Genomic DNA, 25,738 nt, shown 5'->3' on the forward strand with positions numbered 1-25,738 from the left:
GGAAGATGATGAAAGGACAAAAGAATTCAAGATATGCATTAGTAATTTTAATAATATTTGCTATAAATATTGGATTTAGTTGTTTAAAGGTAAATGCTGCTCCTAATGACATAAGATATAAAAACTTTACTTTAGGAAGTGATGTTAATTTTAAAGGAGTATTTTCATCTCACTCTTTATATTTTAATATAAACAAATATTCAATTGTCAAATCGTTAGAGGCTAATGTGGTTTTTAGTATAAGTCAATTAATTACTGATAAGCAGAATGCAACAATTACATTTTCGATAAATGGAACTTCTTTTTACTCTTCCAAAGTGTTTTATAAAGATGCAGAGGAATTGCAAAATGTTAAAGTATCTATACCGATAGCATTAATTAAAGAAGGAATAAATGAGTTTAAAGTAGAGACCTATTGTAGAATATCAGATGAGCCGTGTACAGATGATGTTAACAATGGAAATTGGATAACACTAAAAGGAACTTCAAGCATATCGATGGGATTTATAGATAAAGAGAGCACAAACAACATATCTGAATTTTCCTATCCTTTTATTAAAGTTAACGAAGGAGAACAATACAATGCAGTAATAGCTATTCCAGATAACTATAAACAGGAAGAATTGACTGCTGCACTTATGCTTCAGGCTTATCTAGGAAAAGTAAATGAAAGTGGAGATTACAATGGGGTAATTGTTAAATACTCTTCAATACCAAATGATAAAGATGTTATATATATAGGTGGATTCAGCAATTTACCTGATAAGGTTAAATCTTTGTATAGTCAACTTACACAAGAAAATTATAATGAATACGCTATAATAAGGAAAGACAAATCCCCCTTTAATGAAAATAATAAATTAATGGCAATAGTAAGTGAAAATGGAAATATGCTGATAAAATCCATAAAGCTGTTGATGAATAAAAATTTAGTCAGTCAAATCAATGTAGATACTTTTAAAGTAGATAAGAATGTGAAGGTAGAAAGTTCATTACCAGAAGCAAAGTTGAATCTCACTTTTAAGGATTTAGGATTAAACGAAATGCAGTTAAAAGGACCTTTCAGGCAAAGTGGATCATTAACTTACAGCCTTCCTAGAAATAGAGTTTTATCTAATGGGGCTAAAATAAAGCTATTTGTAAGATATTCGCAAAATCTAGACTTTAATCGGTCTTTATTAACTGTATATATAAATGGAACTCCTATAGGTAGCAAAAAGTTAGACAAAGACCTGGCTAACGGAGATCAATTGGAATTACCTATACCAATAGATATCAAAATGTCAAATTATATAGATATAAAAATTGCTTTTGATCTAGAACAGCTAAATTCAACTTGTGAATTTAGACAGGAGGAAATGCCTTGGGCACTTGTAACTGGTGATTCTTATGTTTATATGCCTAATAACAAGCTTGGTTTTTATAAATTTGATAACTACCCTCAACCTTTTGTTTCAGAAAGACAATTTAATAATGTAGCAGTTGTAGTTCCAGAGAATCTGTCTGAAAATGAAATTGAAGGAATAAGCAAAGTTTTCTCATATATGGGCAGAGATGTAGACTATAATAGTGGAACTTTAGAAGTAGTAGAAGAAAAAAACTTTTCTAATAAATACAATAATATGAATCTAATAGTGTATGGTACACCACAACGAAATAAAGTTATTAAGGACTTAAATTCTAAGTTATGGTTTAAATATAATAGTAATTATAATTCTTTTACAGGAAATGAAAAACTATACTTAACTACGCCTTATGAATCAAATATATCAGTTTTTCAATTTGATATATCACCATATAATCAAGAAAAAGCTATTTTGGTATTGACATCTCCTAAAGAAGATTTGCTTTTGAAGTCGCTGATATTTTTATCCTCTACAAATCAGATTTCAAAGCTTTTAGGAGATTCTGTGATAATAGATAATTTTGGTAACATAAAAACTTTTCAATTTAAAAAAGATGGAACCAAATCCTTATACGAAAAATTTAAATCTATGGAGGCTAATGGAAAAATATTTTTCGGATTTGTAGGTTTATTTCTAGTATTTAGTGCAGTAGCAACAGCATTATATTATTATAAATATAAAAAATTTAAATAAATATAGTAATATAGCACGAGTTAATTAAATCTAATTTTATAAATAATATTTTTATAACCAATCATTAACATCAAGGTATTATTGAAAAAGGTAAAGTAAGATAATAAATAATGAAGAAGGAGAATTTTTATGATAGATCTAAGTGTTGTAATACCTTCCTATAATGAAGAAGGAAATATTGAACCTCTATATAATAGATTGAATAATATTCTACCATTCATTACTGATAAATATGAAATTATATTTGTTAATGATGGCAGTAAAGATAATACAGTAGATAAGATAGAAAGCTTATGCAACAGGGATTCACAAGTAAAGCTTATTGATTTTTCAAGAAATTTTGGACATGAGATGGCAAATACAGCAGGATTAAACTATGCAAGTGGAAGTGCTGTAGTAATTATGGATGCAGATTTACAAGACCCTCCAGAACTTATCAAAGATATGTATTGCAAATACTTAGAGGGATATGACTTAGTGTATGCTAAGAGAAAAAAAAGACAAAAGGAAACCCTCATAAAGAAAGCTACTTCAAAGTTATTTTACAGGTTTTTAAGGTATTTTAGCAATATTGAAATTCCTCTTGATACTGGAGACTATAGACTTATGAGTAGAAATGTTGTAAATGAGTTTAATAAGCTTAAAGAGCATAATAGGTTTTTTAGAGGATTAACTCATTGGATTGGCTTTAAGGTTACTTATGTCGAGTTTGATAGGCCGCCTAGAAATACTGGAGAAACCAATTACAATCTTACAAAATTAATGAAGTTAGCCATAGATGCTGTAATTTCTTTTTCATATAAGCCATTAAAGGTGTTTAATATAATTGGATTATTTATGGCTTTGTTTAGTTTTTTTAGTATAATTTATTGGATTATATTTAAAATAGCAACTGGAAAACCAGTTGCAGGGTGGACTTCATTGATTACAATAATTTTATTCTGTTCAGGTGTTATTATGATGCAGATAAGCATTATTGGTGAGTACACAGCAAGAACATATGAAGAGGTTAAAAATAGGCCTTTGTTTGTTATAAACAAAACTATAGGGATAAATGAAGGAAATGATATAAAAGAGAAGGAAGCTGAAAATGTTAGCGAAAAAATTTAAGTGTAAATATAATTTAAAAATGATAGTTTCATATGGCATTTTTGGTGTATTAACTACAGTAGTAAATATAATAGTCTATAAAATATTAATAGATAGAAATGTTTATTATATTACAAGTAATGTCATTGCTTTTATTTTGTCTATTATATTTGCATACATAACTAATAAAAAATGGGTTTTCTATAGTGAAACTAATACAAATATAAAAGTATTAGAAGAATTTGTGAAATTTTCAATAACAAGAATAACTACTTTTTTATTTGATTTCTTTGGGATGATATTTTTAATAGAAGTGTTTCATTTTAATAAGTTTTATAGCAAAATATTTGTTAGTATTGTGGTAATTATATTAAATTATTTGTTTAGTAAAAAGGTTGTATTTAGAAATATAGATAAAAAATAAGTTTGTTTAAATAATTTAGCTAAGACATTAATTGAAAAAGTAAGTTAGAGAATGTATATTTAATAGTTAAAATCCAACTTAATTTATAATAGCAAAACTTAAAAATAGCATTTTAATATAAATTTGTAAAAATTGTAAGTTATAACATATTGAATTTTAATTAGCAGGGTGATAAAATGAAACTAGATTATGTAATCGAAAGGGAAACCATGAAGTACATACTGTATTTGGGCATCTGGTGTGTATGGAGTTAATGATGCAACCCACCTTATATTGATAAGTTTATGAGATTTTATAAATTTATTAATATAGGGTTTTATTTTTAAAAGAATAATGAGGATTGTTATGAGTACATATTATGCTGTTGTCGTATTTATATTAGGTACTGTAGTAGGAAGCTTTTTAAATGTATGCATATACAGGATACCTAACGAACAATCTATTGCTTATCCACCTTCACACTGTACAAATTGCAATAATTATATCAAGTGGTATGATTTAATTCCTATTATTAGCTATATATTTTTAAAGGGAAGATGTAGACATTGTGGAGAGAAAATATCAATTAAATACCCTCTTATAGAATTTGTTACAGGCTTTTTATATTTAATGATTTATATTAAATATGGAATAGGTATAAATCTTTTGAAGTATATAACATTTATAAGTATTATGATTGTTGTAGGAATGATAGATCTCGAAACCACAGATATATATTTTAAAACTACAGTTGTAGGGGTAATTGCTGCTTGTGTATTTTTAGTAATATACATTTATATGGGGCTGCCTATAAAAGGTTATGTGTTTGGTGGACTTTTGGGAGCTGGAGTTTTAGCAATAATTGCCCTAATAACAAAAGGGGGCATGGGCTGGGGAGATGTAGAAATATGTTTGGTTTGTGGCTTGTTTCTTGGAATTAAGTATACTGCTTTGGTGTTGTTTTTGTCCTTTATAATAGGATCGATTATAGGGATATTACTTATTCTATCAGGAAAAAAGTCAAGGAAAGATTATGTACCCTTTGGTCCATTTATCGTAATAGCTTCAGTTGTTACTTTGTTTTTTGGACAAAGTATTTTGAATTGGTATCTGTAGACAAACTAAAGTTTTGCTAGCAGGAGATGGTGTAGAACATATTTAGTTAAATTAAGTTAACATTTGTTAACTTGAATTTTATAGAAAAAGAGCACTGTTTAGTTTTTAATTAAAATTAAGGAAAGGATGGGGTTTTATGAACTTATTAAAAAAGAAAAAAGGTTTTACTTTAATTGAACTTATGATTGTTTTGGCTATTATTGCTATATTAGCTGTGGTACTTATTCCTAAGTCAGGAGTATTTAAGAATCAGTCAAAAAATGCAGGAGTTATTACTAATGTAAATACTGTAAGGGCTTATTTAGAAACTAAAGTTACTAACGATGGAGGCGCTAATTCTTATTTATCAAGTACTAATATGGCGACTGCAGTTCAAGGTGCCTTTAATTTAAGTTCAACAAATGTGCCTACAGGTACTTCAACAAGCGAACAACTTATAAACCCTTTCGATAATACTAAAGCTTCAATATTGATTGTTGATGAAACTGGAGGGACGACACCAGCATCGTTACCAACAACAGACCCCTCAACAATAACAGTTCCATCAACCGGTAGTATTGCTGGTGAGGTGGTTATTGAAGTATATACAACAGGCTATAGAATTTATGGATTAGACAATGGCAAAACACCAACACAAGCGTTTATAATTAAATAGTGTAAATAGAGAACATGGGTTTTTCGTGTTCTCTATTTTAATTATATTATGTAAGTTTTAATCCTTTCTATCGAGTATAAAAGTATAAGATAAATTATATAAACTAAAGAGGTGAACCTTAATGCCAAAAGTAAAAAAACGTCTAGGAGAAATTCTAACAGATGCAGGAGTTATAACAGAAGAGATTCTACGAAAAGCCCTTATTTTACAGAAGGAAACCGGTGAAAAACTTGGTGAAATACTTGTAAGTAAGGGCTTTACTACTAATGAACAAATAGTAAATGCCATAAAGCAGCAGCTTGGAATACCATTAGTTAATTTAGATAACATTAATGTAAGACAGGAGATTATAGACATTATGCCAGTGAGTGTTGCTAAAAAATACGAGGCTATTCCTATAGACATCATGAATGGGTTTTTACTTGTAGCTATGAGTGATCCATTAAATTACTTCGCTATAGAGGATATAAGAATAGCTACAGGTTATAATGTTAAAACTGCTATTGCATTGAGAGATAGTTTATTAGATAATATTGAAAAGTACTATGGAAAAAGCAGAGCTGAGGAAGCAGCGCAAAATTATACTAAAAATTTTGCTAACAGAAGATCTGAAAGAGAAGAGGAAATACTAGATGATGATGCTGCGGCGCCAATTATAAAATTTTTAAATTCTATAATTGAGAATGCGATTTTATATAATGCTTCCGATATTCATATAGAACCAGATGAAAAGGAAATGAGAGTTAGATTCAGGGTAGATGGTACTTTGAGGGAAATTATGAGAACGGATATAGGTATGCTTTCTCCAGTAATAAGCAGAATAAAAATACTAGCTAATCTAAATATAGCAGAGAATAGAATTCCTCAGGATGGTAGAATTAATTTTAAGATTAAACATAGAACAATGGATATAAGAGTCTCTACAGTCCCAACAATTTTAGGAGAGAAAATTGTAATGAGATTATTGGATAAAAGTAATTTTTCCATTGAGCTTCAAAAGATTGGACTAGAAAATTATGAACTGCTAAAAATAACCAGACTGATATCGAATCCGTATGGTATAATATTGGTATGCGGACCTACTGGAAGTGGTAAAACTACAACTCTATATTCTATATTAAATGTATTAAATAATGTGTCGAAAAATATAATTACTATAGAAGATCCTGTAGAATACAATTTAAAAGGCGTGAATCAAATGCAAGTAAATACAAAAATTGGATTTGATTTTGCTAATGGATTAAGAAGTATACTTAGACAGGACCCTGATATAATTCTTGTAGGAGAAATAAGAGACAATGAAACAGCAGAAATATCAATAAGATCTGCTCTTACAGGACATACGGTTTTATCAACTATTCATACTAATAATGCAGTAGGAACTATAAGCAGACTATTAGACATGGATATAAAGCCTTTTCTTATATCCTCTACTTTAACTGGTATAATTGCTCAAAGACTAGTTAGAAAAGTATGCCCTAATTGTGGTGAGGAATATATGAGTGATGAGAGTGAGATGAGACTACTTGGATTGGATAGTCCCGTGAAATTAAGAAAAGGTAGAGGCTGTAGTTTATGTAATGATACAGGCTATAAAGGAAGAATAGGTATATTCGAAATACTTGAAATAGATAAAAGTATTAAAAATCTAATAGATGCAAATTCTACTGAAAGTGAAATTGAGAAATTAGCCATTAAAAATGGCATGAATACTCTGAGAAAGTCATGTATAAATAAGGTTTTAAATGGAGAAACTACTACAGAAGAGATGCTAAGGGTAACCTATGGAGATATTATTTAATTTTATACTAACTATTAAATTTTAGAGGAATATCATTATGAAAAAGTTTGTATACAAGGCTTGGGATGATGAATTTAAAATAGTCAAGGAAGAAATAGAGGAAGATAATCTTGAAGATGCAGTGGAGAATATAAAGAGTAAAGGGTTAAAAATAATATATGTAAAAGAGAAAACAGGCTTATATAAGTATAAGTTTTTAAGTAAAAAACTAAATGATGAAGTCTTAGCAAACTTTTGTGGACAAACTGCCATGATTCTAAGTTCTGGAGTAAGTCTTATCACAGGACTAGAAATAATGGAAGAACAGACCAAAAGTAAGAGAATGAAGGAAATCATTTTAGAAATACTTGAGGGGATAAAGAAAGGAAATAATTTAGCTGCCGCCATGAAAAATTGCGGGGAATTTCCAACTATATTGACAGATATGGTTATGACTGGTGAAACAAGCGGAAACGTAGATACTATATTATATAATATGGAGAATTTCTATAAAAGAGAGGCCAATATAAAGAATAAGATTAGAAGTGCTTCTGTATATCCCATATTAATTTTTGTTGTAGCAATAGGTATGATGCTGTTCTTTAATTTTTTTGTATTTCCACAAATAAAAGATTTGTTTGCAGATATGAAGCTTCCTGCTATAACAATATTTGTTCTGGGAATCATGAACTTTTTAAATAACAATTATTTATTAATGATTTCAATTACAATTATTACAATAGTTTTTTTTGAATATGCAAGTACAATTCCGAGGTTTTCTTATATCTTAGGAAAGATAACTTTAAAAGCTCCTATTCTTGGAGGAGTTAAATTAGATATTATCACATCAAGATTTACAAGGAGTATGGGGATATTTTTGAAGTCTGGAGTTCCTATTGTGATTGTATTGGATAACTTAAAGTTGATTGTGGGAAATGAATTTATATCACAAAAAATAGAAAAAGCTAAAAATGAGCTTATTGCTGGAGCAAAGTTTGCGGACTCCATTGGAAATGAAGAAATTTTTGAACCACTAGTGACGCAGATGTTAAAAGTAGGTGAAGAAACTGGACAGCTTGATGAAATGATGTTTAAATTAGCAGATATATATGATGGGAAGGTAGAAACTGGTATTGGACGACTTATGTCTTTAGTAGAACCTGTTTTAACTTTAGTTATAGGATTAGTTGTAGGTGTGGCCATATTAGGTATAGCTTTGCCAATAATGCAAATGACTCAAGGAGTGAAATAACAGCAATATATAGTGAAAAGAGGTAGTTAAATGTCTTCCAAAATCATATTTAGTTTTAAAGATAACTATGCAGATGTGGCTGTTGTATCAAAAACAATGAATAAGATAAAAATAAAAAAAGTAGTGAGGATAAATTCGAGAAATGAATTTATTTCAGGAGGACAACCTTATGCTGATGAATATAACTTAAATAAGGTTAAAGAGCTTAAAGAGAAATTTAAGATTAGAAATAAAAACATAGGAGTAGTATTGAATTGGGATAGTATTATAACAAGGATTATAGAAACTCCTGTAATGAATAAAAAAGAATTGAAAAGTTTTATAGAAAATAATGTAGAAGAATACTTTGCTGTTACTATGAATGAATATTGTTATGATTATGAAATTATGTCTGTAGATAAGCAAGGTAAGGATGGTAAGATGGCTATCATGTTGGTAGTTCTTCCAAGAATAAAGCTAAAAGAAATATTAGAGTTTATAAAATATTGTGGACTCATTCCTAAAACCGTAGGTATATATCCTGAGTATATATCAAATATGTTTTTAGAAGAAATTAGTAATAGCATAGCAGTTATAGATGTTAACAGTGGAAAGTCTACTTTAACTATATTAGACAAAGCAAAAATATTTCTCTATTCTAATATTTCAAATGAAAATTATGAAAAAGATGAAGTTGAATTTAGCGATATCATAGAAAATATCGATTATTTCTTGAATTTTTATTCCACACGGCATTTTGGAAATAGGGTAGATAAAGTATATCTTTTAGGTGAGTTTTATGATAACTTAAATTTATACGAACTTATTGGCAAACAGATTTCCGTAAAAACTGATATAGGATTCAATGATAAGGCATCAAAGCTAGTTAAGGATAGTATTGTGGATGGAAATATATATGCTGATATACTTGGATATGTTATACCAGTAAAAAATATATATAATAAGAAGATAGATTTTGTAGATAAATTATATAGAAAAGATAAAAAGGAAACATCTCCTAATAAGTTAATTAAAATAGAAATAGGCGTATTTTCTTTAATGACAATTGTTTTAATAGCGGCAGTACTCATATATACAAGGGTTAATTTGTCAAAATATAATACAGCTGACATAGATGCACAAATAGCTGTTCTTGGAAGTGTGCAAAATGATATAGATAACCTGGATAAAGAAAAGAAAGCATATGAAGATAAAGTTAAAGATATGCAGCAAATGGAGAATGATGAGTTCGATTATATGAGTTTACTGGATACCATAAGAAAAGGATTGTCTAATGAAGTATCTATAAAAAATATTACTATGAACAAAGACAATGTAAATGTTACATTTAATATAAATAACAAAACTGTAGATGCAGCTAAGATTGTTGTAGCTTTAAATAAAATGAATATATTTGAAACGGTTGAACTTCCACAAGTAAATCTTGATGATAACGTAAAGGAGGTTAACCTTAATCTAAAGATGATAAAATCATATAAAGGCGAGGATAAAAGTGGAGAAAAATAAGAGGGATTTAATGATTTTAATATCAATATTATTTGTAGGTGTTAATTATGTTATTTATACGTATTTTATAAAAAATGAATTAAATAGTGTGAATCAAGCTAGAAACAAATATATGGCTCAAAAACAAAAATTAAGTGATATTAAAGCTAAAAAGCAGACTATTGATACTAAAAAAAAGGAACTGGAAAAGCTTAAGCAGAAAACTGCAAATTTTGACAATATGGTTCCAGTTAAAATAGATACACCTCAACTTATATATGATTTCTACAATGGATGTAAGCTATACGGAGTAACTGGGCAAAATATTTCATTTCAGCTGCTAGGAAATAATAACAGCTCCAATAACCCAAATGTTAGCAGCAATAGTAATGGTAACAATAATGTCAATAGTAGCAATAATATAAACAAACAAGATACTCAAAATAATCAAAAATTCTATTCTCTTACAATAGATCTAAAGATCACAGGAGACAAAGGAAATGTAGAGAGTTTTATTAAAAACTTAGGGGTTATTACAAAAAGAATGCTTAATATAAAGAGCATCAGTATTTCCTCCATAGAAGATAATATTTTATCTATAGGGTCTAATAACCAGGGAAATACTCAAAACAGTAATAATATACAAAACCAGCTTTCTATAAATAATGCTAATTTAACTGAAACAGGCAAAAAACAATCAAATACATCTCAAAAAAATAATCTGGTAAATCAACTGTCAGCAGAAATTATTTTTTATCAATATATACAAGATGATAAGGGCAGTCAAGAGAATATACCCAATAACTATGAATTTTATGATAGTCAAAAAGAGGGATTTAGTAGTATTGCAGATATGTTTAAGTAAGCTATTGGAAAAAAGTTATCAATTTAGTAAACAGGGGGATTGGGCCAGTGGTTAGAAAAAAAGGTTTTACATTGATAGAGATTATGATAGTTATATCAATTATAGGTTTACTTTCAATAATTTTAATACCAAAAGTATCAGCCATTAGGGTGCAGTCAAAAAATAAAAATGTATCTGCCAATGTACTATTAGTCAGAACTTACCTTGAAAATAGATCTGGTAAAGATGGCATTTCTTATCAAGTAGCTACTAATGCAGGCAAAACCACTGAACAAGCCCTTGTAACTATATTAAGCAGTGTTGGAACAGATATGACTTCTAATTTTTCAGGAAGTAATGCTTTAATAAATCCCTTTAACGGAAATAGTTCTATTATATATTCTAAAGGTAGTATAGCTAATAAAGTTTTATCATCAGTGTCAGGGGTAATGGCATATTATTGTACAGATACTTTACCTTCAAGCAATAATGATGTAAATAACAATACAATTTTTCCTAAAGGTTCGGATTTATCTGGAAATGTTATAGTTGTTATTTATAGTACAGGGTATGTTTTGTATGGTATTGATGATAGTGGACAGATCGTTAATGTGTACATAATTAAATTTCCACCAACACCAGATTCGGCACAAAGTGGGGTTACTCCAGGTAATGGAGGTGACTCAGGTGGAGGTAATGGAGGAAGTAGTAATGGAAGCACTGTTGGAGATTTGTTTGCAGCTAATTGTTTGAATGCGTTCGGTGATAGCAGCGATCAAATTAATCTGGGAAATGGTAGTACATTAATGAATATTACAGGGTCTGTAGATTTACAGGGAAAGCAAATTACATTTGCTCAAAATACTACTGTTAATGGAGATTTATTAATTCTAGGCTCTGGGGATCAAAATAGTATAAGAACCGGAAATGGCGGCGGTAATACACTTACAGTTACCGGAAAGACTAATATTCAAGCCTATAATATAGATTTTAATAGTAATTTAAATACGAATAATACTGTATATATTTTAGCCAATAATAATGTTACTTTTGATAACTCAAGTATTAGCGCGAATTTTAATAATGGAACTGTTCAAATACAAAGTGGAACTGATATTAATTTTTACAGTGATGTTAATTCTATAAACAGTAGAATTTCTTCAGTAGCCCAAAATAATATCAATTTCAACAATGTAGGTAGGATTTGTAAGTTAGATAACAATAGTTCATTGTATGCTCAAGCAGGAAAAGACATGACATTTGATTATAGTGCAAACATGTATGGTCCTATAACAATGATTTCAGGAAATAATTTGAGCTTTAATAACAACAGTGCATCTGTAAATATAAGCGGTGCTACGTATCTTAAAGCTTTAAATAATATTAACATATTAAGGAATGTAACACTAGGTAGTACGTATATGGAAACAAATACTTTTAGTTATGGACATTCAAATATCAATACATCTGATCTAAGTACAAATATAACTAATTATTCACATGATACTTATGGCGGAACTTTATCACCAGCTCCAGTAAAAGTATTGCCAAAACAGCCACAGGATCCAGCTGTTGCACCTGCAAATGATATACCTTCAGCTGTAACCAAGCAAATTAAAAGTGTTAAGGGCGGTGTTTCTTACAATAGTGCTTATGATACTACAACTTACAAAGATTTAGCTTTTCGTATAATCAGAGGAAGTGATACAAGTTCGTTAAAACAAGCATTAATGCCTAATGGTGAGAGTATTAATTCTAATAATTACAAGTTTTTAATAATTGATGGAGATTGTACACTGGATTGGCAAATAGGCAGTAATAATTTCAGTAATTTTATAATTTATTGCACTGGAACAATAAATCTGAATTATATTGATTTAGGTTTTAACAATTCAGCAATAATTGCTAAAAATCTTAATTTAAAGCCAAGTTCATCTTTTAATATGACACAATTAGATAGTAACCAATTTAATCAAAATGTTAAGAGTGAAATTGATGCTTTATGTGATAAGTATCTCCAATAAATATAGACAAAACAAGGAGTTCAAAATGAAAAAATATGGTTTCACATATATAGAAGTTATGATAGCCACTACCATATTTATAGTATTGTCTATTATTGTAGTAAGGCTTAATATTGAATCCAATAAAAATGTAAATATTCAAGTTGATAAACAAAATATGATGATGGAAGCTCAAAAAATTTTGGAAAAGAGTAAAACAAATCCGGTAAGTGTTGGAGATAATAATTTTAACAGCTATGAAGAAATTAATGACAACAGTGGTAAATATTATTATGTAACTCAGGTTGCCAATATTGGTACACAAGGGCCTCCAACACTTTTACAAATTACTGTAAGAGTACGAAAGAATGTTAATGATGTGAAAAATGAGGTTATTTTAACATCGCATTTTCTTAAGAATTAAGGTGATATTAGTGAAAAAAAAAGGATTTACTTTAGTAGAGTTAATGATAGCATTAGCTACTTTTGCTATACTTTCTTTATATCTTTATCAAACCTTTTTTTCTCAGATAAAACTGAATTTTAGTTTTAATGATAATATAGATCTTCAATATAATATAAATAAGGCTTTGAACATTCTTACTGATGAAATTAGGAATTACAGTTTTACTGATATAAGTATAAATGGAGATCAGATATCTTCAGGTGGTAAAGTTATAGTTAATTTGAACTCAGGGGGCTTAAATAATGATGTAGATTATGATAGAGCTAACAAAATTTTAAATTTAAATGATGCAAATGGTGTTAACATTTCAAAGTGTACTAACATAGATTCAATTAATATGGCTAGTGAAGGTGAAATAATCGTAATCACTGTTTCAGCATCACAAGGAAAGTTAAAAATTACAAGTTCTACTGCGGTCAATGTAAAAAGATAAGCAAAAACAGTTAAGTTGTTATTTGCTTATGATATATGAAATTGTGAAATGGAGGCTTGTAATATTATGAAAAAGAAAGGCTCGGCTCTTTTGATTGTAATTATTATTATGATGATAACATTTGTGTTAGCGGCGCTAATGGTAGATATAAGTATTAAAAGCAATAGAGTAAACTCAGATACAACTAACAGAACTAAAGCTTACTATAGTGCTGAGACTGGTATTTATGACTTCATAAACTATATTAATAGTAAAGGATGCAATGTATCTAATGGAACTAGTATAGCCAATCTGAATAATACCGGTGGACTCTATGGGGATAACATGGCGGTATATAAAGCTAATATTACAAAAGTTATACAACCTAAAGATACAGATGATCCTAAAATATACACTTATGATATATACTCTTCTGGAAACTATAGTTCTCAAGGGTGCACTATAGTAGCAGAAGTAGCTATAACTTATATAAAGAACATTAATGATGGAAGTTACAGTTATCAATCTTACTCGATAAAGTGGAAGAAAGTTTATAATTCTTAAATTTATGGCTTACTAAGGAGTATATATTTTGATTCCTTCATTACTAAGGTACTATTCTTATATGTCTAGAAGATAAAACATTGTTATGTTGTGGAATTTTACAAACTCCCTAGAATTTTGCTAGATAAACGTATACATTAGTTAGATAATGTTATACTTCAAAAATAAAATAATTGACAAACATGCAAAAATTGAATAAAATAGTGTAAATAGTTCGAATGAAAAGGACATAAAAGTTGCAAAAAACATTTAATATGACTTTTTACAAATCAGTAATTTATATTTTGACCTATATATCCCCTGAATATGGCAGGGAGTCTCTACCAGAAACCGAGAATTTCTGACTATGGGTGAAATTGATGGGTATACTATAGCCATGCCAATTTCACACACAGTGAAATTGGTATGGTTTTTCTTTTCGACATAATTTGAAATCTAAATGTAAATAATATGTTTTATAATATAAAATTAAAAGGAGAGGGTATTTAAAATGGCAAGAATATTAAAACAAGCATATACATTTGATGATGTACTTTTAGTTCCAAATAAATCAGAGGTACTACCAAGAGATGTTTCATTAGTAACTAATTTAACTAAAAAACTAAAGCTAAATATACCACTTATGAGTGCAGGCATGGATACTGTTACTGAAGCCAAAATGGCAATAGCTATGGCACGAGAAGGTGGAATAGGAATCATACATAAGAATATGACTATAGAACAACAGGCTGCGGAAGTGGACAGGGTTAAAAGACAAGAAAATGGTGTAATAACTAATCCATTTTTCCTTTCACCAGATCACACTATAAATGATGCTCAGGCAGTTATGGGTAAATATAGAATATCGGGCGTACCAATAACTGTAGATGGTAAATTTGTTGGAATAATAACTAATAGAGATATAATTTTTGAAACAAATTATGACAGAAAAATATCTGAAGTTATGACAAGTGAAAACTTGATTGTAGCTCCAGAAGATACTACAATAGAAGAAGCAAAGGAAATACTTAAAACGCATAAAATAGAAAAACTTCCTCTAGTAGATAAAGATAATAACTTAAAAGGTCTTATAACTATAAAAGATATCGAAAAAGTAAAAGTATTCCCTAACAGTGCTAAGGATTCAAGAGGAAGACTTTTATGTGGAGCAGCTGTAGGAGTAACTGGAGACATGATGGAACGTGTAGCGGCTCTAGTTGAAGTTGGAGTGGATGTCGTAACTGTTGACACAGCTCATGGTCATTCACAAGGTGTTATAGATGCAGTTAGAACTATTAAAGAAAGTTATCCGGAGCTTCAGGTTATTGCAGGAAATGTTGCAACTGCAGAAGCAACAAAGGATTTAATTCTTGCAGGTGCTGATTGCGTAAAAGTTGGTATAGGACCAGGATCTATTTGTACAACTAGAGTTGTAGCAGGTGTAGGAGTACCACAACTTACAGCAGTAATGGATTGTGTAGAAGAGGCTAATAAGCATGGTGTCCCAATTATAGCAGATGGTGGTATTAAGTATTCTGGAGATATAGTAAAAGCTTTAGCAGCAGGAGCTAAAGTTGTTATGATGGGTTCAATGTTAGCTGGATGTGAAGAAGCTCCAGGTGAAAAGGAAATATATCAAGGAAGAAGTTATAAGGTATATAGAGGAATGGGATCTTTAGCAGCAATGGCTTGCGGAAGTAAGGATAGATATTTCCAAGAAGGAAATAAAAAGTTAGTTCCAGAAGGTGTAGAAGGAAGAGTACCATTCAAAGGAGACGTAGCAGATACAATATTCCAGCTTGTTGGTGGAATACGTTCAGGTATGGGATATTTAGGCTCAGAAAACTTTAATAGACTATATGAAAGTGCAACATTTGTAGTTCAAACATCAGCAGGACTTAGAGAAAGTCATCCACATGATATATCAATAACTAAGGAAGCACCAAACTACAGCGTTAATTCATAGTCAGATATCCCAAATCTCTGATTTGGTGATGGTCGCTTACACAGAGGTGCTGACTTTGATATGGTCGCTTACTCGCGAGTACTCATCTGACGTAAGGAAGAGGAGTTTCATAATCGTAATAATATGTTATTTATAGTTGGCAGCAGTATTTTGATTTTACCCTTCTTAAAAATGAAAGATCTAAAGCTGCCAACTATAGCTTTTTAATTTACTAATATGGAGGTAATTTATGAACAGAGAATTAGTTCTTGTTGTGGACTTCGGAGGACAATATAATCAATTAATAGCTAGAAGAGTTAGAGAAAATAATGTATATTGTGAGATAATTCCTTATACTTATTCTATAGATAAAATAAAGGGAAAAAGCCCTAAGGGAATAATATTTACTGGAGGTCCTAATAGTGTTTATGGAGAAGGAGCTCCAAGAATAGATAAAGAAATATTTGAGTTGGGAGTACCAGTTCTTGGAATATGCTATGGTGAGCAGCTTATAGCTCATACTCTTGGAGGAAATGTTAAGAGTCCGGACAAAAGAGAATATGGAAAAACAGATGTTAAATTAGATAATTCATGTCCTTTGTTTGCAGGATTAGAAGAAAATGAAAGTTGTTGGATGAGCCATACAGATTATGTTGAAAAAGCACCAGCTGGTTTTAGAATAGTTGGAACTACAAGTCAAACACCCGTGGCAGCTATGGAAAATGCAGAGAAAAAAATATATGGAGTGCAATTCCATCCAGAAGTTGAGCACACACCGTTTGGTAAAAAGATGCTTTCAAACTTCCTTTTTAATGTTTGTGGTTTAAAGGGCGATTGGTCAATGGCATCCTTCGCTGAAGAAAAGATAAAAGAAATACGTGAAAAGGTTGGAGACAAGAAGGTAATATGTGCACTATCAGGTGGTGTAGATTCATCAGTTGCGGCAGTATTAGTACACAAAGCAGTTGGAAAGCAGCTAACTTGTATATTTGTAGATCATGGTCTACTTAGAAAAGATGAAGGAGACCAGGTTGAAAAGATATTCAAAGAAGGCTTTGATATGAATCTAATAAGAGTAAATGCTCAAGATAGATTTTTAGGAAAGCTTAAGGGAGTAAGTGACCCGGAAAGAAAGAGAAAAATTATAGGTGAAGAGTTTATAAGAGTATTTGAAGCAGAATCAAATAAACTTGGAGAAATAAGCTTCCTTGTTCAAGGAACTATATATCCAGACGTAGTTGAGAGTGGAACAAATACTTCTGCTACTATAAAGAGTCATCATAATGTTGGAGGGCTTCCAGAAGACATTAAATTCTCTCTTATAGAACCATTAAGAGAATTATTTAAAGATGAAGTAAGAGCAGTAGGAGAAGAATTAGGAATTCCTCATCACTTGGTTTGGAGACAGCCATTCCCAGGACCAGGACTTGCAATAAGAGTACTTGGAGAAGTTACAGAAGAAAAACTTTTTATAACTAGAGAAGCAGATGCTATATTCAGAGAAGAAATAGCTAATGCAGGACTAGAAGGACAGGTATGGCAGTATTTTGCTTGCTTACCAAACATTCAATCAGTAGGAGTTATGGGAGATGAAAGAACATACTGTCACACAATAGCATTAAGAGCAGTAACTTCATCAGACGGAATGACTTCAGATTGGGCTAAGATACCATATGAAGTATTAGATAAAGTAAGTAGAAGAATTGTTAACGAAGTTCATGGAGTAAACAGAATTGTTTACGACGTAACTTCAAAACCACCTTCAACTATTGAATGGGAATAAAAGTGATATGCTGTTAAGCCAGTGTTTACAGAGCGTTGAAACGGATTTGTAGTTGAATAATTAAGTTAGTAAAAAGTAATTAGGATAGAAATATCTTAGTCAATGTGGGAAGCGAAGCTCCCTTGAGAAAAAAACTTCGCTTCCTAATGCAATACCTTTTAAATCACAAAATTTACAGATCAACCCATATTAGTTAATCTTAATGCGCTCTGTTTTCTCTTTTCTTTAATGGATTTATGAAGCTCATCAGATTTAACTATCTTAAATGCATTAGTTGGGCAAACTTCTACACAAGCTGGTCCATTTTCTCTTCCATTACATAAATCACACTTATTTCCTACCATTTTGTCTTTAAAGCATAACTTACCATCATGTACAACCTTTAAACCATGTTGTACAACCTTTTCTTCGTTATTAAATTCTGGAACTAATTCAATAGCACCTAAAGGACATGCCATAAGGCAAGTTTTACAACCTATACAAGTGCTTTTATTTATAAGGACAACTCCATTTTCATTCGTAATACAGTTATTTGGACATACGTTAGCACAAGGAGCATCTTCACACTGTCTACATTGAATTGGTGCACTGACTTTAGCTGTTTTTACAACACTTAAACGAGGATAAAATTCGATTTCAGAGCTTTCTGATGTAAATATGTTTTTGTCAGAATGAGCTACTACACAGGCTATCTCACAGGTTCTACATCCTATACATTTATTAGGATCTGCAACAACAAAATTATTCATTATATTTATTCCTTTCTTTATATATATTTTGTATATAATAAATGCTCGACCTCACTAAAGGCTATATCTTTTCTACTCTCATTTTTCTGCGTAATTCATTGTATGTTTCTAATAAACATTTTTCAGCCTTATCTTGATCCTTTATTGCCTCTACTTTAACTGCACAATATTTATATTCAGGTGTTTTTGATATAGGATCTAAATTATCGACGGTAAGATCATTACATGCTCCAATCCACCATTGATAAGTCATATAGGTATCACCTTTACGAACTCTATCTGTAACACAAGCTCTTGTCATTACAGAACCTCTTCTTGAACTTACTCTTACTAAATCTTCATCATTTATTTCAAGTTCTTCAGCGTCTTCCAAGCTCATTCTTATTTTACCCGGTTCGTCCTCCAGTTGTCTGAGAGCACGACAATTACCTGTCATTGTTCTTACAGAGTAGTGACCTATTTCTCTAACTGTACATAGGCTTAATGGGTATTCCTTATCTGGAGATTCTTGTGTAGGTCTCCATTCTGCAGCAAACAAAACACCTTTTCCATTTGGAGTACTAAATATATTTCCTTCATAAAGCACAGGAGTCCCAGGATGATTCTCTGAAGGGCATGGCCAAATTACTTCTCCATTCTTCTCCATTTTTTCATAGGTAGCACCAGCATATTTTGGAGAAAGACTTATCATTTCATTCCATATTTCTTCTGTATTATTGTAGTGCATTGGATATCCCATAGCAGTAGCTATTTCGCATATAATCTGCCAGTCAGGTTTTACATCTCCTTTTGGTTCAACAGCTTTATGGAATCTTTGGAATCCTCTATCCGCACAAGTATAAACACCCTCATGTTCTCCCCATGCAGTAGCGGGCAAAATTACATCAGCATGAAGAGTAGTTTTATTCATAAAAATATCTTGAACTACTACAAATTCTAGCTTGTCTAAAGCTTCTCTTACTTCATTTGCATTTGGGTCACTTTGAACACAATCTTCTCCCATTATATAATATGCCTTAAGCTTATTTTCCTTTAAAACTACTCTTGGAACTTCAGTTAAATGATAACCAACTTTATCAGAAAGTTTTACTCCCCAAGCTTTTTCAAATCTTTTTCTAATTTCTTTATCGGTAACCTTTTGGTATCCAGGGAAACAGTTAGGGATTGCTCCCATGTCACAGGCACCTTGTACATTATTTTGACCTCTTACAGGTCCTATACCTACACTAGGTCTTCCATAATTTCCTGTCATTAAAGCTAAACCAGCTAAACCTTTAACTACATCTACAGCTTGACCAAATTGACATACTCCCATACCATAAAGTATCATTGGATTTTTAGCCTGGGCGTACATTCTCATAGCTTTTCTAATCTTTTCAGCAGAAACATTAGTTATTTTTTCTACATACTCAGGAGTATATTTGTCCGTAATTGATTTGTACTCCTCAAATCCTTCAGTATATTTAGTAACATAATCTTTATTATACAAGTTTTCATTGATTAATGTATTTGCAAATCCATTTACAAGAGCCATATTTGTTCCGCCTTTTAATTGCAACCACAAATCTGAAAATATTACACTTTCCGTAACTCTAGGATCTACAACTATAATTTTCGCACCTTTTTCTCTTGCGCTAACTATTCTCCTAGCAACTATAGGATGAGATTCTGATGGATTGTATCCGAAAATTAACAATAAATCCGAATTTTCAATTTCTGGTATAGTATTTGACATTGCTCCGTTACCAAGTACTTCGGCTAATCCTGCGACTGAAGGTCCATGACAAACTCTTGCACAGTTATCTACATTGTTTGTACCTATTACAGCACGCATAAATTTTTGCATTAAATAGTTTGTCTCATTTCCTGGTCCTCTGGAACATCCAGTACCCATTATAGCATCTGGACCATACTTTTCTTTTATAGCTGTTAGTTTGTCAGCAACGAATCCAATAGCTTCATTCCAAGAAACCTCTTCTAATTCTCCATTTTTCCTTATCATAGGTTTCTTTAACCTAGCAGTTAAAAGTTGCGGGTCATTTAAATAATCCCATCCATAGTGTCCTTTAAGACATAGAGTTCCTTCGTTAGTTCTTCCGTTAGCTGGTTCTGCTCTCTTTATTTTCTCATCTTCAACCACTAAGTATAACTTGCAACCAGCACCACAATAAGGACATACAGTTAATATCTTTTTTTCCATTAATAATTTCACTCCTTCTTCTTTATGAATAAGTGTGATTATGATTCTCACACCTTTTATTTCAGGACTCAATAGAGTCTAAAAATCAGAATCACTCAAATTTCTATGTATCTTTAAAAATACTTTAACTAATAAAATATTTATATATTTTTTGAATAAAATAAAAATTAAAAATATCTTTACAACATAAAAAGTTCATACTCATAATAGGCATAGTTTACCTATATGAATATGAACTCCTTTGCAAAATAGCAGGCATAAAAATTACTCTTCACACCCTAAACGTCCATATTAGCCTCTAACCTAAGGTTAATATGGATCAGAGTTTATTTAATTGTATTTTTACAATATAGTTTTTATTAACCAACTATATAAAAAATTAACAATAGTGCTTTATGTAAACATTTTACTACATATAATATCAATTATGAATCATTATTTGAATTTTATATCTGGATACCTCTATAGTATTATAATTTATAATAACCAAAAGAAATCGAAAGTATATAGGAGAGAAGTAGGTTGAGTCGGTTTGATACTTGACTTGACCTCTTATTTTTTATGTTTCTTTGTTGGTTTACTGGTGTGCTGCTTTTAGATTTGGTGTTAAATAATTCCTTTAGTAAACAAAATTGTTTATGACGTAACTTCAAAAACACCTTCAACTATTGAGTGTGAATAGAATAACCTTAGTTAAATTAATATTTTAGTGTGGCCTAATAGTTTTGCATAACTATAAGCCACGTTTTTTATATTTCAAAATCTTACATATATTATTAAAAGAAAGAATAGTCATGATCTAAATAAATGACGAACAAGCTAGATATATTATTATTTATTGCACAACTTCAAAATTATCTTAAGTTAATGAGTCTGAGTAAGATAAACTATGAAAATTTTATGTTCTTTATTTTAAAGATGTATATATTTAAAATAAAAAGAAGAACCACTGTAGGAACAATGTTAAAGTTATTAGTAATTATAGACTTAAATACTAATATACAGCTAAGAATATTATTTAAAATATATAACAAATTACGATTTTTACATAAAAAGTTCAGATACATCCTATTAATCATTCCTTTACAATTTATTGATTATTTAATATTAGCACATTTCGAGTTCATATAAGTTAATAAATGTTTAATAAAGTTTTATAATTTTGGAAATAAACATGATTTAATAAATTTGTGAAAATAAAGCAAATTTCGAAGTATTGTAAAACTGTTGAGATTAACCATATTAAGATAACTAGTATATAAATTTTTTATATTTCCAGATAATTATTAGTAGTAGCAGTATAATAAAACTATACCTTAATATGGAAAGTAATAAGGGTAATGGAAATTTTAAAAATAAAAAGTTAATTGGGGGGAGCTTATGAGTAAAAGAGTCAAATTAATAACTATAGTATTTGGAATTGCAATATTAAGTTTATTGGCAGTGGGAGTAGTTAAAGCAGCAAGTTTTACTGATAATCAAACAGTAGATGCCAACAAGACTTGGACTGTGAAGTTTACGTCTGAAGTTGGATTTGATGATCTAACCCAAAAAGGAATAACTGTGACAGATAGTAAAGGAAATGCAGTAGATGTTGGTGTTCAGTTAGGAAAAGACAGTAAATCAGTTATAATAACACCTCCACAAGGCGGCTATACACCAGGAGAAGGTTATACATTAAATATTGGGGTAAACACACATTCAAAAGTAGGCAAATCATTAAAAAATCAGTACAAGCTAGATTTTAATATTAAAAGTAGTTATATAGTTACTTTTAAAGATTCAAATTTAGAACAAATAATAAGGAAAGCAATAAATAAACCCAAGGGTGATATTTATAAAAGCAATTTTGAAAGTATATCATACTTAAATGCATCAAATAGTCATATAAAAGATATTAGTGGAATAGAAAATTTATATAATTTACAAGTGCTTAATTTATCAGAAAATGAAATAAGCGATCTGAATTTATTAAATGGATTAAGTAACTTGAGAGATCTTAATCTATCAGAAAATAAAATAAGCGATATTAGCAATTTAACAAGTTTAAGTACTTTATATTCTCTTAATTTGAATGATAACCAAATAAAAGATATAAGTGTTTTAAAGAATTTAAACAATTTGCAAATACTTCTTTTAAATAGTAATGGGATAAGTGATATAAATTCACTGCAAGGGTTAGTAGAGTTACAACAGCTTTATTTAAAAAATAATAGGATCAGTAATATAAGTTTATTAAAAGGTCTGACTAGTTTGAAAGTTCTCTATTTATCACAAAATCAGATTCAGGATTATAGTCCGGTAAAAGGATACTATAATAATCTCATTAGTAAGGACTTTGACCTGTCAGATACTGTTGATACTACAGTATCTTTCAATGATGAAAATTTAGAAAAAATAATAAGAGATAAAATAAATAGGCAAACAGGAGATATTTATAGAAAAGATCTTGAAGGAATTTCATCTCTGCAGGCCAATGATAAAGCAATACAAGATATTAGCGGAATAGAAAACTTAACTAACTTACGAGAACTTGATTTATCTGAAAATGAAATAAGCGATATAAGTCCATTAGAAAACTTGTCAGGTTTGGAACAGCTTTATTTAGCGAAAAATAGAATCAGTGATATAACTCCATTAGGATGGTTAACTAATTTACAAGAACTTTATCTGAATAGCAATAGAATCAGCAATATAACAGAGCTACAATGGCTAACTAGTTTAAAAGTGCTTTATTTGTCACAAAATCATATTTCAGATTATACTCCTATAAAAGAGTATTACGATAATCTTACAGATAAAGATTTTAAAATATCAGATTCTACTATTCCAGAAGACATAATAACTTTTAAAGATGAAAATTTAGAGAAATCGATAAGAAATAAGATAAACAAGCCAACAGGATATATTTATAAAAGTGATGTTAGAAATATCATATCTCTAGATGTGTCAAGTAAAAATATAAAAGATATTAGTGGAATAGAAAATTTAATTAATTTACAAACTCTTGATCTAAGTCATAATGAAATAAGTGATATAAGTGCAATAAATGGGCTCAGTGATTTACAAAATCTTAATTTAAGCTATAATATAATAATTGATACAAGTATACTAAGAGGCTTAAATAATTTGCAAACACTTAATTTAAGCAACAATGAAATTAGCGATATAAGTACAATACAAAGCTTGAATAATTTAAAATCACTTAATTTATCTAATAATAAAATAAGCAATATAAATTCATTAAAAGGTCTAACTAATTTACAAACTCTTTGGTTAAATAATAATCAAGTAACTGAAGCTGATAAAGATGAATTAGAGGATATATTGTCAAATTGCAACATATATTATAATAGTTCTTTTTAAATTGAAAATCAGAAGGTGTTTTAATAATGCTTTCTGATTTTTAATGATTTTAGTGTAAATGTTTACAAAAATTTGATAATATAAAATAATTTGTAATAGTTGATTTATACGGATAAATAGAATAAAATTTCAATTGAAGCTAATTTTACGTAAAGGTGGAGGATAAAAATGAATAAAAAAAGTTTGACCTTAGATTTGAGCAAAGCTATGCCGTACATACAAGAACATGAATTAAGCAATCTTCAACTATTTATTAATGAAGCCCATAAAATGCTTCACGAAGGAACTGGTGCAGGAAATGATTTTTTAGGATGGGTTGATCTTCCAGTTAACTATGATAAAGATGAATTTGCAAGAATAAAAAAAGCAGCAGAAAAAATTAGAGGCAACTCTGATGCACTTATAGTTATAGGAATAGGAGGATCATATCTTGGAGCTAGAGCTGCAATAGAGATGCTTTCTCACACATTTAGTGGAAGCCTATCAAAAGATAAAAGAAAAAGTCCAGCTATATTTTATGTAGGAAATAATATAAGTTCAACTTATATTGCAGATCTTTTAGAAGCTATAGATGGAATGGATATAAGTGTTAATGTAATATCAAAATCAGGTACTACTACCGAACCTGCTATTGCATTTAGAATATTTAAAGATTTAATGGAAAAGAAATACGGAAAAGAAGGGGCTAAAGAAAGAATATTTGCTACAACAGATGCAGCAAAGGGAGCATTAAAGACTTTAGCAGATACAGAAGGATATGAAACTTTTGTTATTCCTGACAATGTAGGTGGAAGATTCTCAGTTTTAACAGCAGTAGGTCTTTTGCCAATAGCAGCAGCGGGAGTAAGCATAGATGAAATGATGCAGGGGGCCGCAGATGCAAGAGAAGAGTATAGCAATACAGATTTAAACAGTAACACTGCATATAAATACGCAGCAGCTAGAAACGCACTATATTCAAAAGGTAAAACTACAGAAATGTTAGTTAATTTTGAACCTTGCTTACATTACTTTGGAGAATGGTGGAAGCAATTATTTGGTGAAAGTGAAGGTAAAGACAATAAAGGAATATTCCCAGCAGCTGCTGATTTTTCAACAGATTTACATTCTATGGGACAATATATTCAAGAAGGGTTAAGAACTTTATCAGAAACATTTATAAATGTTGAAAAACCAAGAAAGAGTGTAACTATAGAAGCAACTGAAGACAATCTAGACGGATTAAACTTCTTAGCAGGAAAATCTATGGATTTTGTAAATCAACAAGCTTTTAGAGGAACTGTTTTGGCACATAGTGATGGAAATGTTCCAGCTATGATTATAAATGTACCAGAGTTAACAGCATATTATTTTGGATATATGGTGTACTTCTTTGAAAAAGCTTGTGGATTAAGTGGGTATTTACTAGGAGTAAATCCATTTAATCAACCAGGAGTTGAAGCATACAAAAAGAATATGTTTGCTCTTCTTGGAAAACCTGGCTTTGAAGACATGAAAGCTAAATTAGAACAGAGGCTTTAATTTATATAATAAAAATTATGCGAAGCA

19 protein-coding genes and 3 riboswitches are annotated in these 25,738 nt (G+C 30.0%); of the genes, 17 read left to right on the top strand and 2 right to left on the bottom strand.

Going from position 1 to position 25,738, the window contains the following annotated elements:
* Positions 1-8: 8 nt before the first annotated feature.
* From I6U48_RS22850 to guaA, 15 genes are all read left to right on the top strand, one after another.
* A complete protein-coding gene (locus tag I6U48_RS22850) occupies positions 9-2,099 on the top strand; it encodes a cellulose biosynthesis cyclic di-GMP-binding regulatory protein BcsB (protein WP_218322797.1) in 2,091 nt (696 codons plus the stop codon).
* 129 nt (positions 2,100-2,228) lie between these two features.
* Positions 2,229-3,209, top strand: a complete 981-nt coding sequence (locus I6U48_RS22855; protein WP_218322798.1) for a glycosyltransferase family 2 protein — start codon at positions 2,229-2,231, stop codon at positions 3,207-3,209.
* Positions 3,190-3,612 carry a GtrA family protein gene (locus tag I6U48_RS22860; RefSeq protein ID WP_218322799.1) on the top strand — a complete coding sequence of 141 codons (423 nt, stop codon included), beginning with the start codon at positions 3,190-3,192 and terminating at the stop codon, positions 3,610-3,612. Before I6U48_RS22855 ends, I6U48_RS22860 begins: the two co-directional genes overlap by 20 nt.
* A gap of 195 nt (positions 3,613-3,807) precedes the next feature.
* A riboswitch (cyclic di-GMP riboswitch) is annotated at positions 3,808-3,889 on the top strand.
* Between the two features lie 68 nt (positions 3,890-3,957).
* Positions 3,958-4,707: a prepilin peptidase gene (locus I6U48_RS22865; protein WP_218322800.1), complete on the top strand. Its 750-nt coding sequence runs from the start codon at positions 3,958-3,960 to the stop codon at positions 4,705-4,707.
* 136 nt (positions 4,708-4,843) lie between these two features.
* On the top strand, positions 4,844-5,362 hold the full coding sequence (locus I6U48_RS22870) for a prepilin-type N-terminal cleavage/methylation domain-containing protein (RefSeq protein WP_218322801.1): 519 nt from the start codon (positions 4,844-4,846) through the stop codon (positions 5,360-5,362).
* 121 nt (positions 5,363-5,483) lie between these two features.
* Positions 5,484-7,163, top strand: a complete 1,680-nt coding sequence (locus I6U48_RS22875; protein WP_218322802.1) for a GspE/PulE family protein — start codon at positions 5,484-5,486, stop codon at positions 7,161-7,163.
* Between the two features lie 37 nt (positions 7,164-7,200).
* Positions 7,201-8,394: a type II secretion system F family protein gene (locus tag I6U48_RS22880; protein WP_218322803.1), complete on the top strand. Its 1,194-nt coding sequence runs from the start codon at positions 7,201-7,203 to the stop codon at positions 8,392-8,394.
* 30 nt (positions 8,395-8,424) lie between these two features.
* Entirely contained in the window at positions 8,425-9,900 is a 1,476-nt protein-coding gene (gene pilM / locus I6U48_RS22885) for a type IV pilus biogenesis protein PilM (protein WP_218322804.1), read from the top strand.
* 10 nt (positions 9,901-9,910) lie between these two features.
* A complete protein-coding gene (locus I6U48_RS22890) occupies positions 9,911-10,744 on the top strand; it encodes a hypothetical protein (protein WP_246615506.1) in 834 nt (277 codons plus the stop codon).
* Between the two features lie 47 nt (positions 10,745-10,791).
* Entirely contained in the window at positions 10,792-12,747 is a 1,956-nt protein-coding gene (locus tag I6U48_RS22895) for a prepilin-type N-terminal cleavage/methylation domain-containing protein (protein ID WP_218322806.1), read from the top strand.
* A gap of 25 nt (positions 12,748-12,772) precedes the next feature.
* On the top strand, positions 12,773-13,150 hold the full coding sequence (locus I6U48_RS22900; RefSeq protein ID WP_218322807.1) for a type IV pilus modification PilV family protein: 378 nt from the start codon (positions 12,773-12,775) through the stop codon (positions 13,148-13,150).
* 10 nt (positions 13,151-13,160) lie between these two features.
* Positions 13,161-13,625: a PulJ/GspJ family protein gene (locus tag I6U48_RS22905; RefSeq protein ID WP_218322808.1), complete on the top strand. Its 465-nt coding sequence runs from the start codon at positions 13,161-13,163 to the stop codon at positions 13,623-13,625.
* A 66-nt stretch (positions 13,626-13,691) separates the two neighbouring features.
* Positions 13,692-14,168: a hypothetical protein gene (locus tag I6U48_RS22910; RefSeq protein WP_218322809.1), complete on the top strand. Its 477-nt coding sequence runs from the start codon at positions 13,692-13,694 to the stop codon at positions 14,166-14,168.
* Positions 14,169-14,437: 269 nt separating this feature from the next.
* A riboswitch (purine riboswitch) is annotated at positions 14,438-14,535 on the top strand.
* Positions 14,536-14,658: 123 nt separating this feature from the next.
* Positions 14,659-16,113, top strand: a complete 1,455-nt coding sequence (gene guaB / locus I6U48_RS22915) for an IMP dehydrogenase (RefSeq protein WP_218322810.1) — start codon at positions 14,659-14,661, stop codon at positions 16,111-16,113.
* Positions 16,114-16,342: 229 nt separating this feature from the next.
* Complete coding sequence (gene guaA / locus I6U48_RS22920) at positions 16,343-17,875, top strand: glutamine-hydrolyzing GMP synthase (protein WP_218322811.1); 1,533 nt, start codon at positions 16,343-16,345, stop codon at positions 17,873-17,875.
* Positions 17,876-18,054: 179 nt separating this feature from the next.
* Here guaA and I6U48_RS22925 read toward each other — a convergent pair whose 3' ends face one another.
* Both I6U48_RS22925 and fdhF read right to left on the bottom strand, forming a co-directional pair.
* Positions 18,055-18,624, bottom strand: coding sequence for a 4Fe-4S dicluster domain-containing protein (locus I6U48_RS22925; RefSeq protein WP_218322812.1), 570 nt, complete (start codon positions 18,622-18,624; stop codon positions 18,055-18,057).
* A 61-nt stretch (positions 18,625-18,685) separates the two neighbouring features.
* A complete protein-coding gene (gene fdhF / locus I6U48_RS22930; RefSeq protein WP_218322813.1) occupies positions 18,686-20,824 on the bottom strand; it encodes a formate dehydrogenase subunit alpha in 2,139 nt (712 codons plus the stop codon).
* Between the two features lie 220 nt (positions 20,825-21,044).
* Positions 21,045-21,161: riboswitch (molybdenum cofactor riboswitch) on the bottom strand.
* A 1,043-nt stretch (positions 21,162-22,204) separates the two neighbouring features.
* Between fdhF and I6U48_RS22940 the strand changes: the two genes are divergently transcribed.
* On the top strand, positions 22,205-24,190 hold the full coding sequence (locus I6U48_RS22940) for a leucine-rich repeat domain-containing protein (RefSeq protein WP_218322814.1): 1,986 nt from the start codon (positions 22,205-22,207) through the stop codon (positions 24,188-24,190).
* Positions 24,191-24,358: 168 nt separating this feature from the next.
* Positions 24,359-25,711, top strand: a complete 1,353-nt coding sequence (locus tag I6U48_RS22945) for a glucose-6-phosphate isomerase (protein ID WP_218322815.1) — start codon at positions 24,359-24,361, stop codon at positions 25,709-25,711.
* Positions 25,712-25,738 lie beyond the last annotated feature (27 nt).

The sequence above is a fragment of the Clostridium thailandense genome (assembly GCF_019207025.1).
In the GTDB taxonomy this organism is placed as follows: Bacteria; Bacillota; Clostridia; order Clostridiales; family Clostridiaceae; genus Clostridium_AM; species Clostridium_AM thailandense.

Excerpts from the sequence above, each read along its gene's own strand:
- I6U48_RS22850 (WP_218322797.1), top strand. The coding sequence starts at position 9 with ATGAAAGGACAAAAGAATTCAAGATATGCATTAGTAATTTTAATAATA.
- I6U48_RS22855 (WP_218322798.1), top strand. The coding sequence starts at position 2,229 with ATGATAGATCTAAGTGTTGTAATACCTTCCTATAATGAAGAAGGAAAT.
- I6U48_RS22860 (WP_218322799.1), top strand. The coding sequence starts at position 3,190 with ATGTTAGCGAAAAAATTTAAGTGTAAATATAATTTAAAAATGATAGTT.
- I6U48_RS22865 (WP_218322800.1), top strand. The coding sequence starts at position 3,958 with ATGAGTACATATTATGCTGTTGTCGTATTTATATTAGGTACTGTAGTA.
- I6U48_RS22870 (WP_218322801.1), top strand. The coding sequence starts at position 4,844 with ATGAACTTATTAAAAAAGAAAAAAGGTTTTACTTTAATTGAACTTATG.
- I6U48_RS22875 (WP_218322802.1), top strand. The coding sequence starts at position 5,484 with ATGCCAAAAGTAAAAAAACGTCTAGGAGAAATTCTAACAGATGCAGGA.
- I6U48_RS22880 (WP_218322803.1), top strand. The coding sequence starts at position 7,201 with ATGAAAAAGTTTGTATACAAGGCTTGGGATGATGAATTTAAAATAGTC.
- pilM (WP_218322804.1), top strand. The coding sequence starts at position 8,425 with ATGTCTTCCAAAATCATATTTAGTTTTAAAGATAACTATGCAGATGTG.
- I6U48_RS22890 (WP_246615506.1), top strand. The coding sequence starts at position 9,911 with ATGATTTTAATATCAATATTATTTGTAGGTGTTAATTATGTTATTTAT.
- I6U48_RS22900 (WP_218322807.1), top strand. The coding sequence starts at position 12,773 with ATGAAAAAATATGGTTTCACATATATAGAAGTTATGATAGCCACTACC.
- I6U48_RS22910 (WP_218322809.1), top strand. The coding sequence starts at position 13,692 with ATGAAAAAGAAAGGCTCGGCTCTTTTGATTGTAATTATTATTATGATG.
- guaB (WP_218322810.1), top strand. The coding sequence starts at position 14,659 with ATGGCAAGAATATTAAAACAAGCATATACATTTGATGATGTACTTTTA.
- guaA (WP_218322811.1), top strand. The coding sequence starts at position 16,343 with ATGAACAGAGAATTAGTTCTTGTTGTGGACTTCGGAGGACAATATAAT.
- I6U48_RS22925 (WP_218322812.1), bottom strand. The coding sequence starts at position 18,624 with ATGAATAATTTTGTTGTTGCAGATCCTAATAAATGTATAGGATGTAGA.
- fdhF (WP_218322813.1), bottom strand. The coding sequence starts at position 20,824 with ATGGAAAAAAAGATATTAACTGTATGTCCTTATTGTGGTGCTGGTTGC.
- I6U48_RS22940 (WP_218322814.1), top strand. The coding sequence starts at position 22,205 with ATGAGTAAAAGAGTCAAATTAATAACTATAGTATTTGGAATTGCAATA.
- I6U48_RS22945 (WP_218322815.1), top strand. The coding sequence starts at position 24,359 with ATGAATAAAAAAAGTTTGACCTTAGATTTGAGCAAAGCTATGCCGTAC.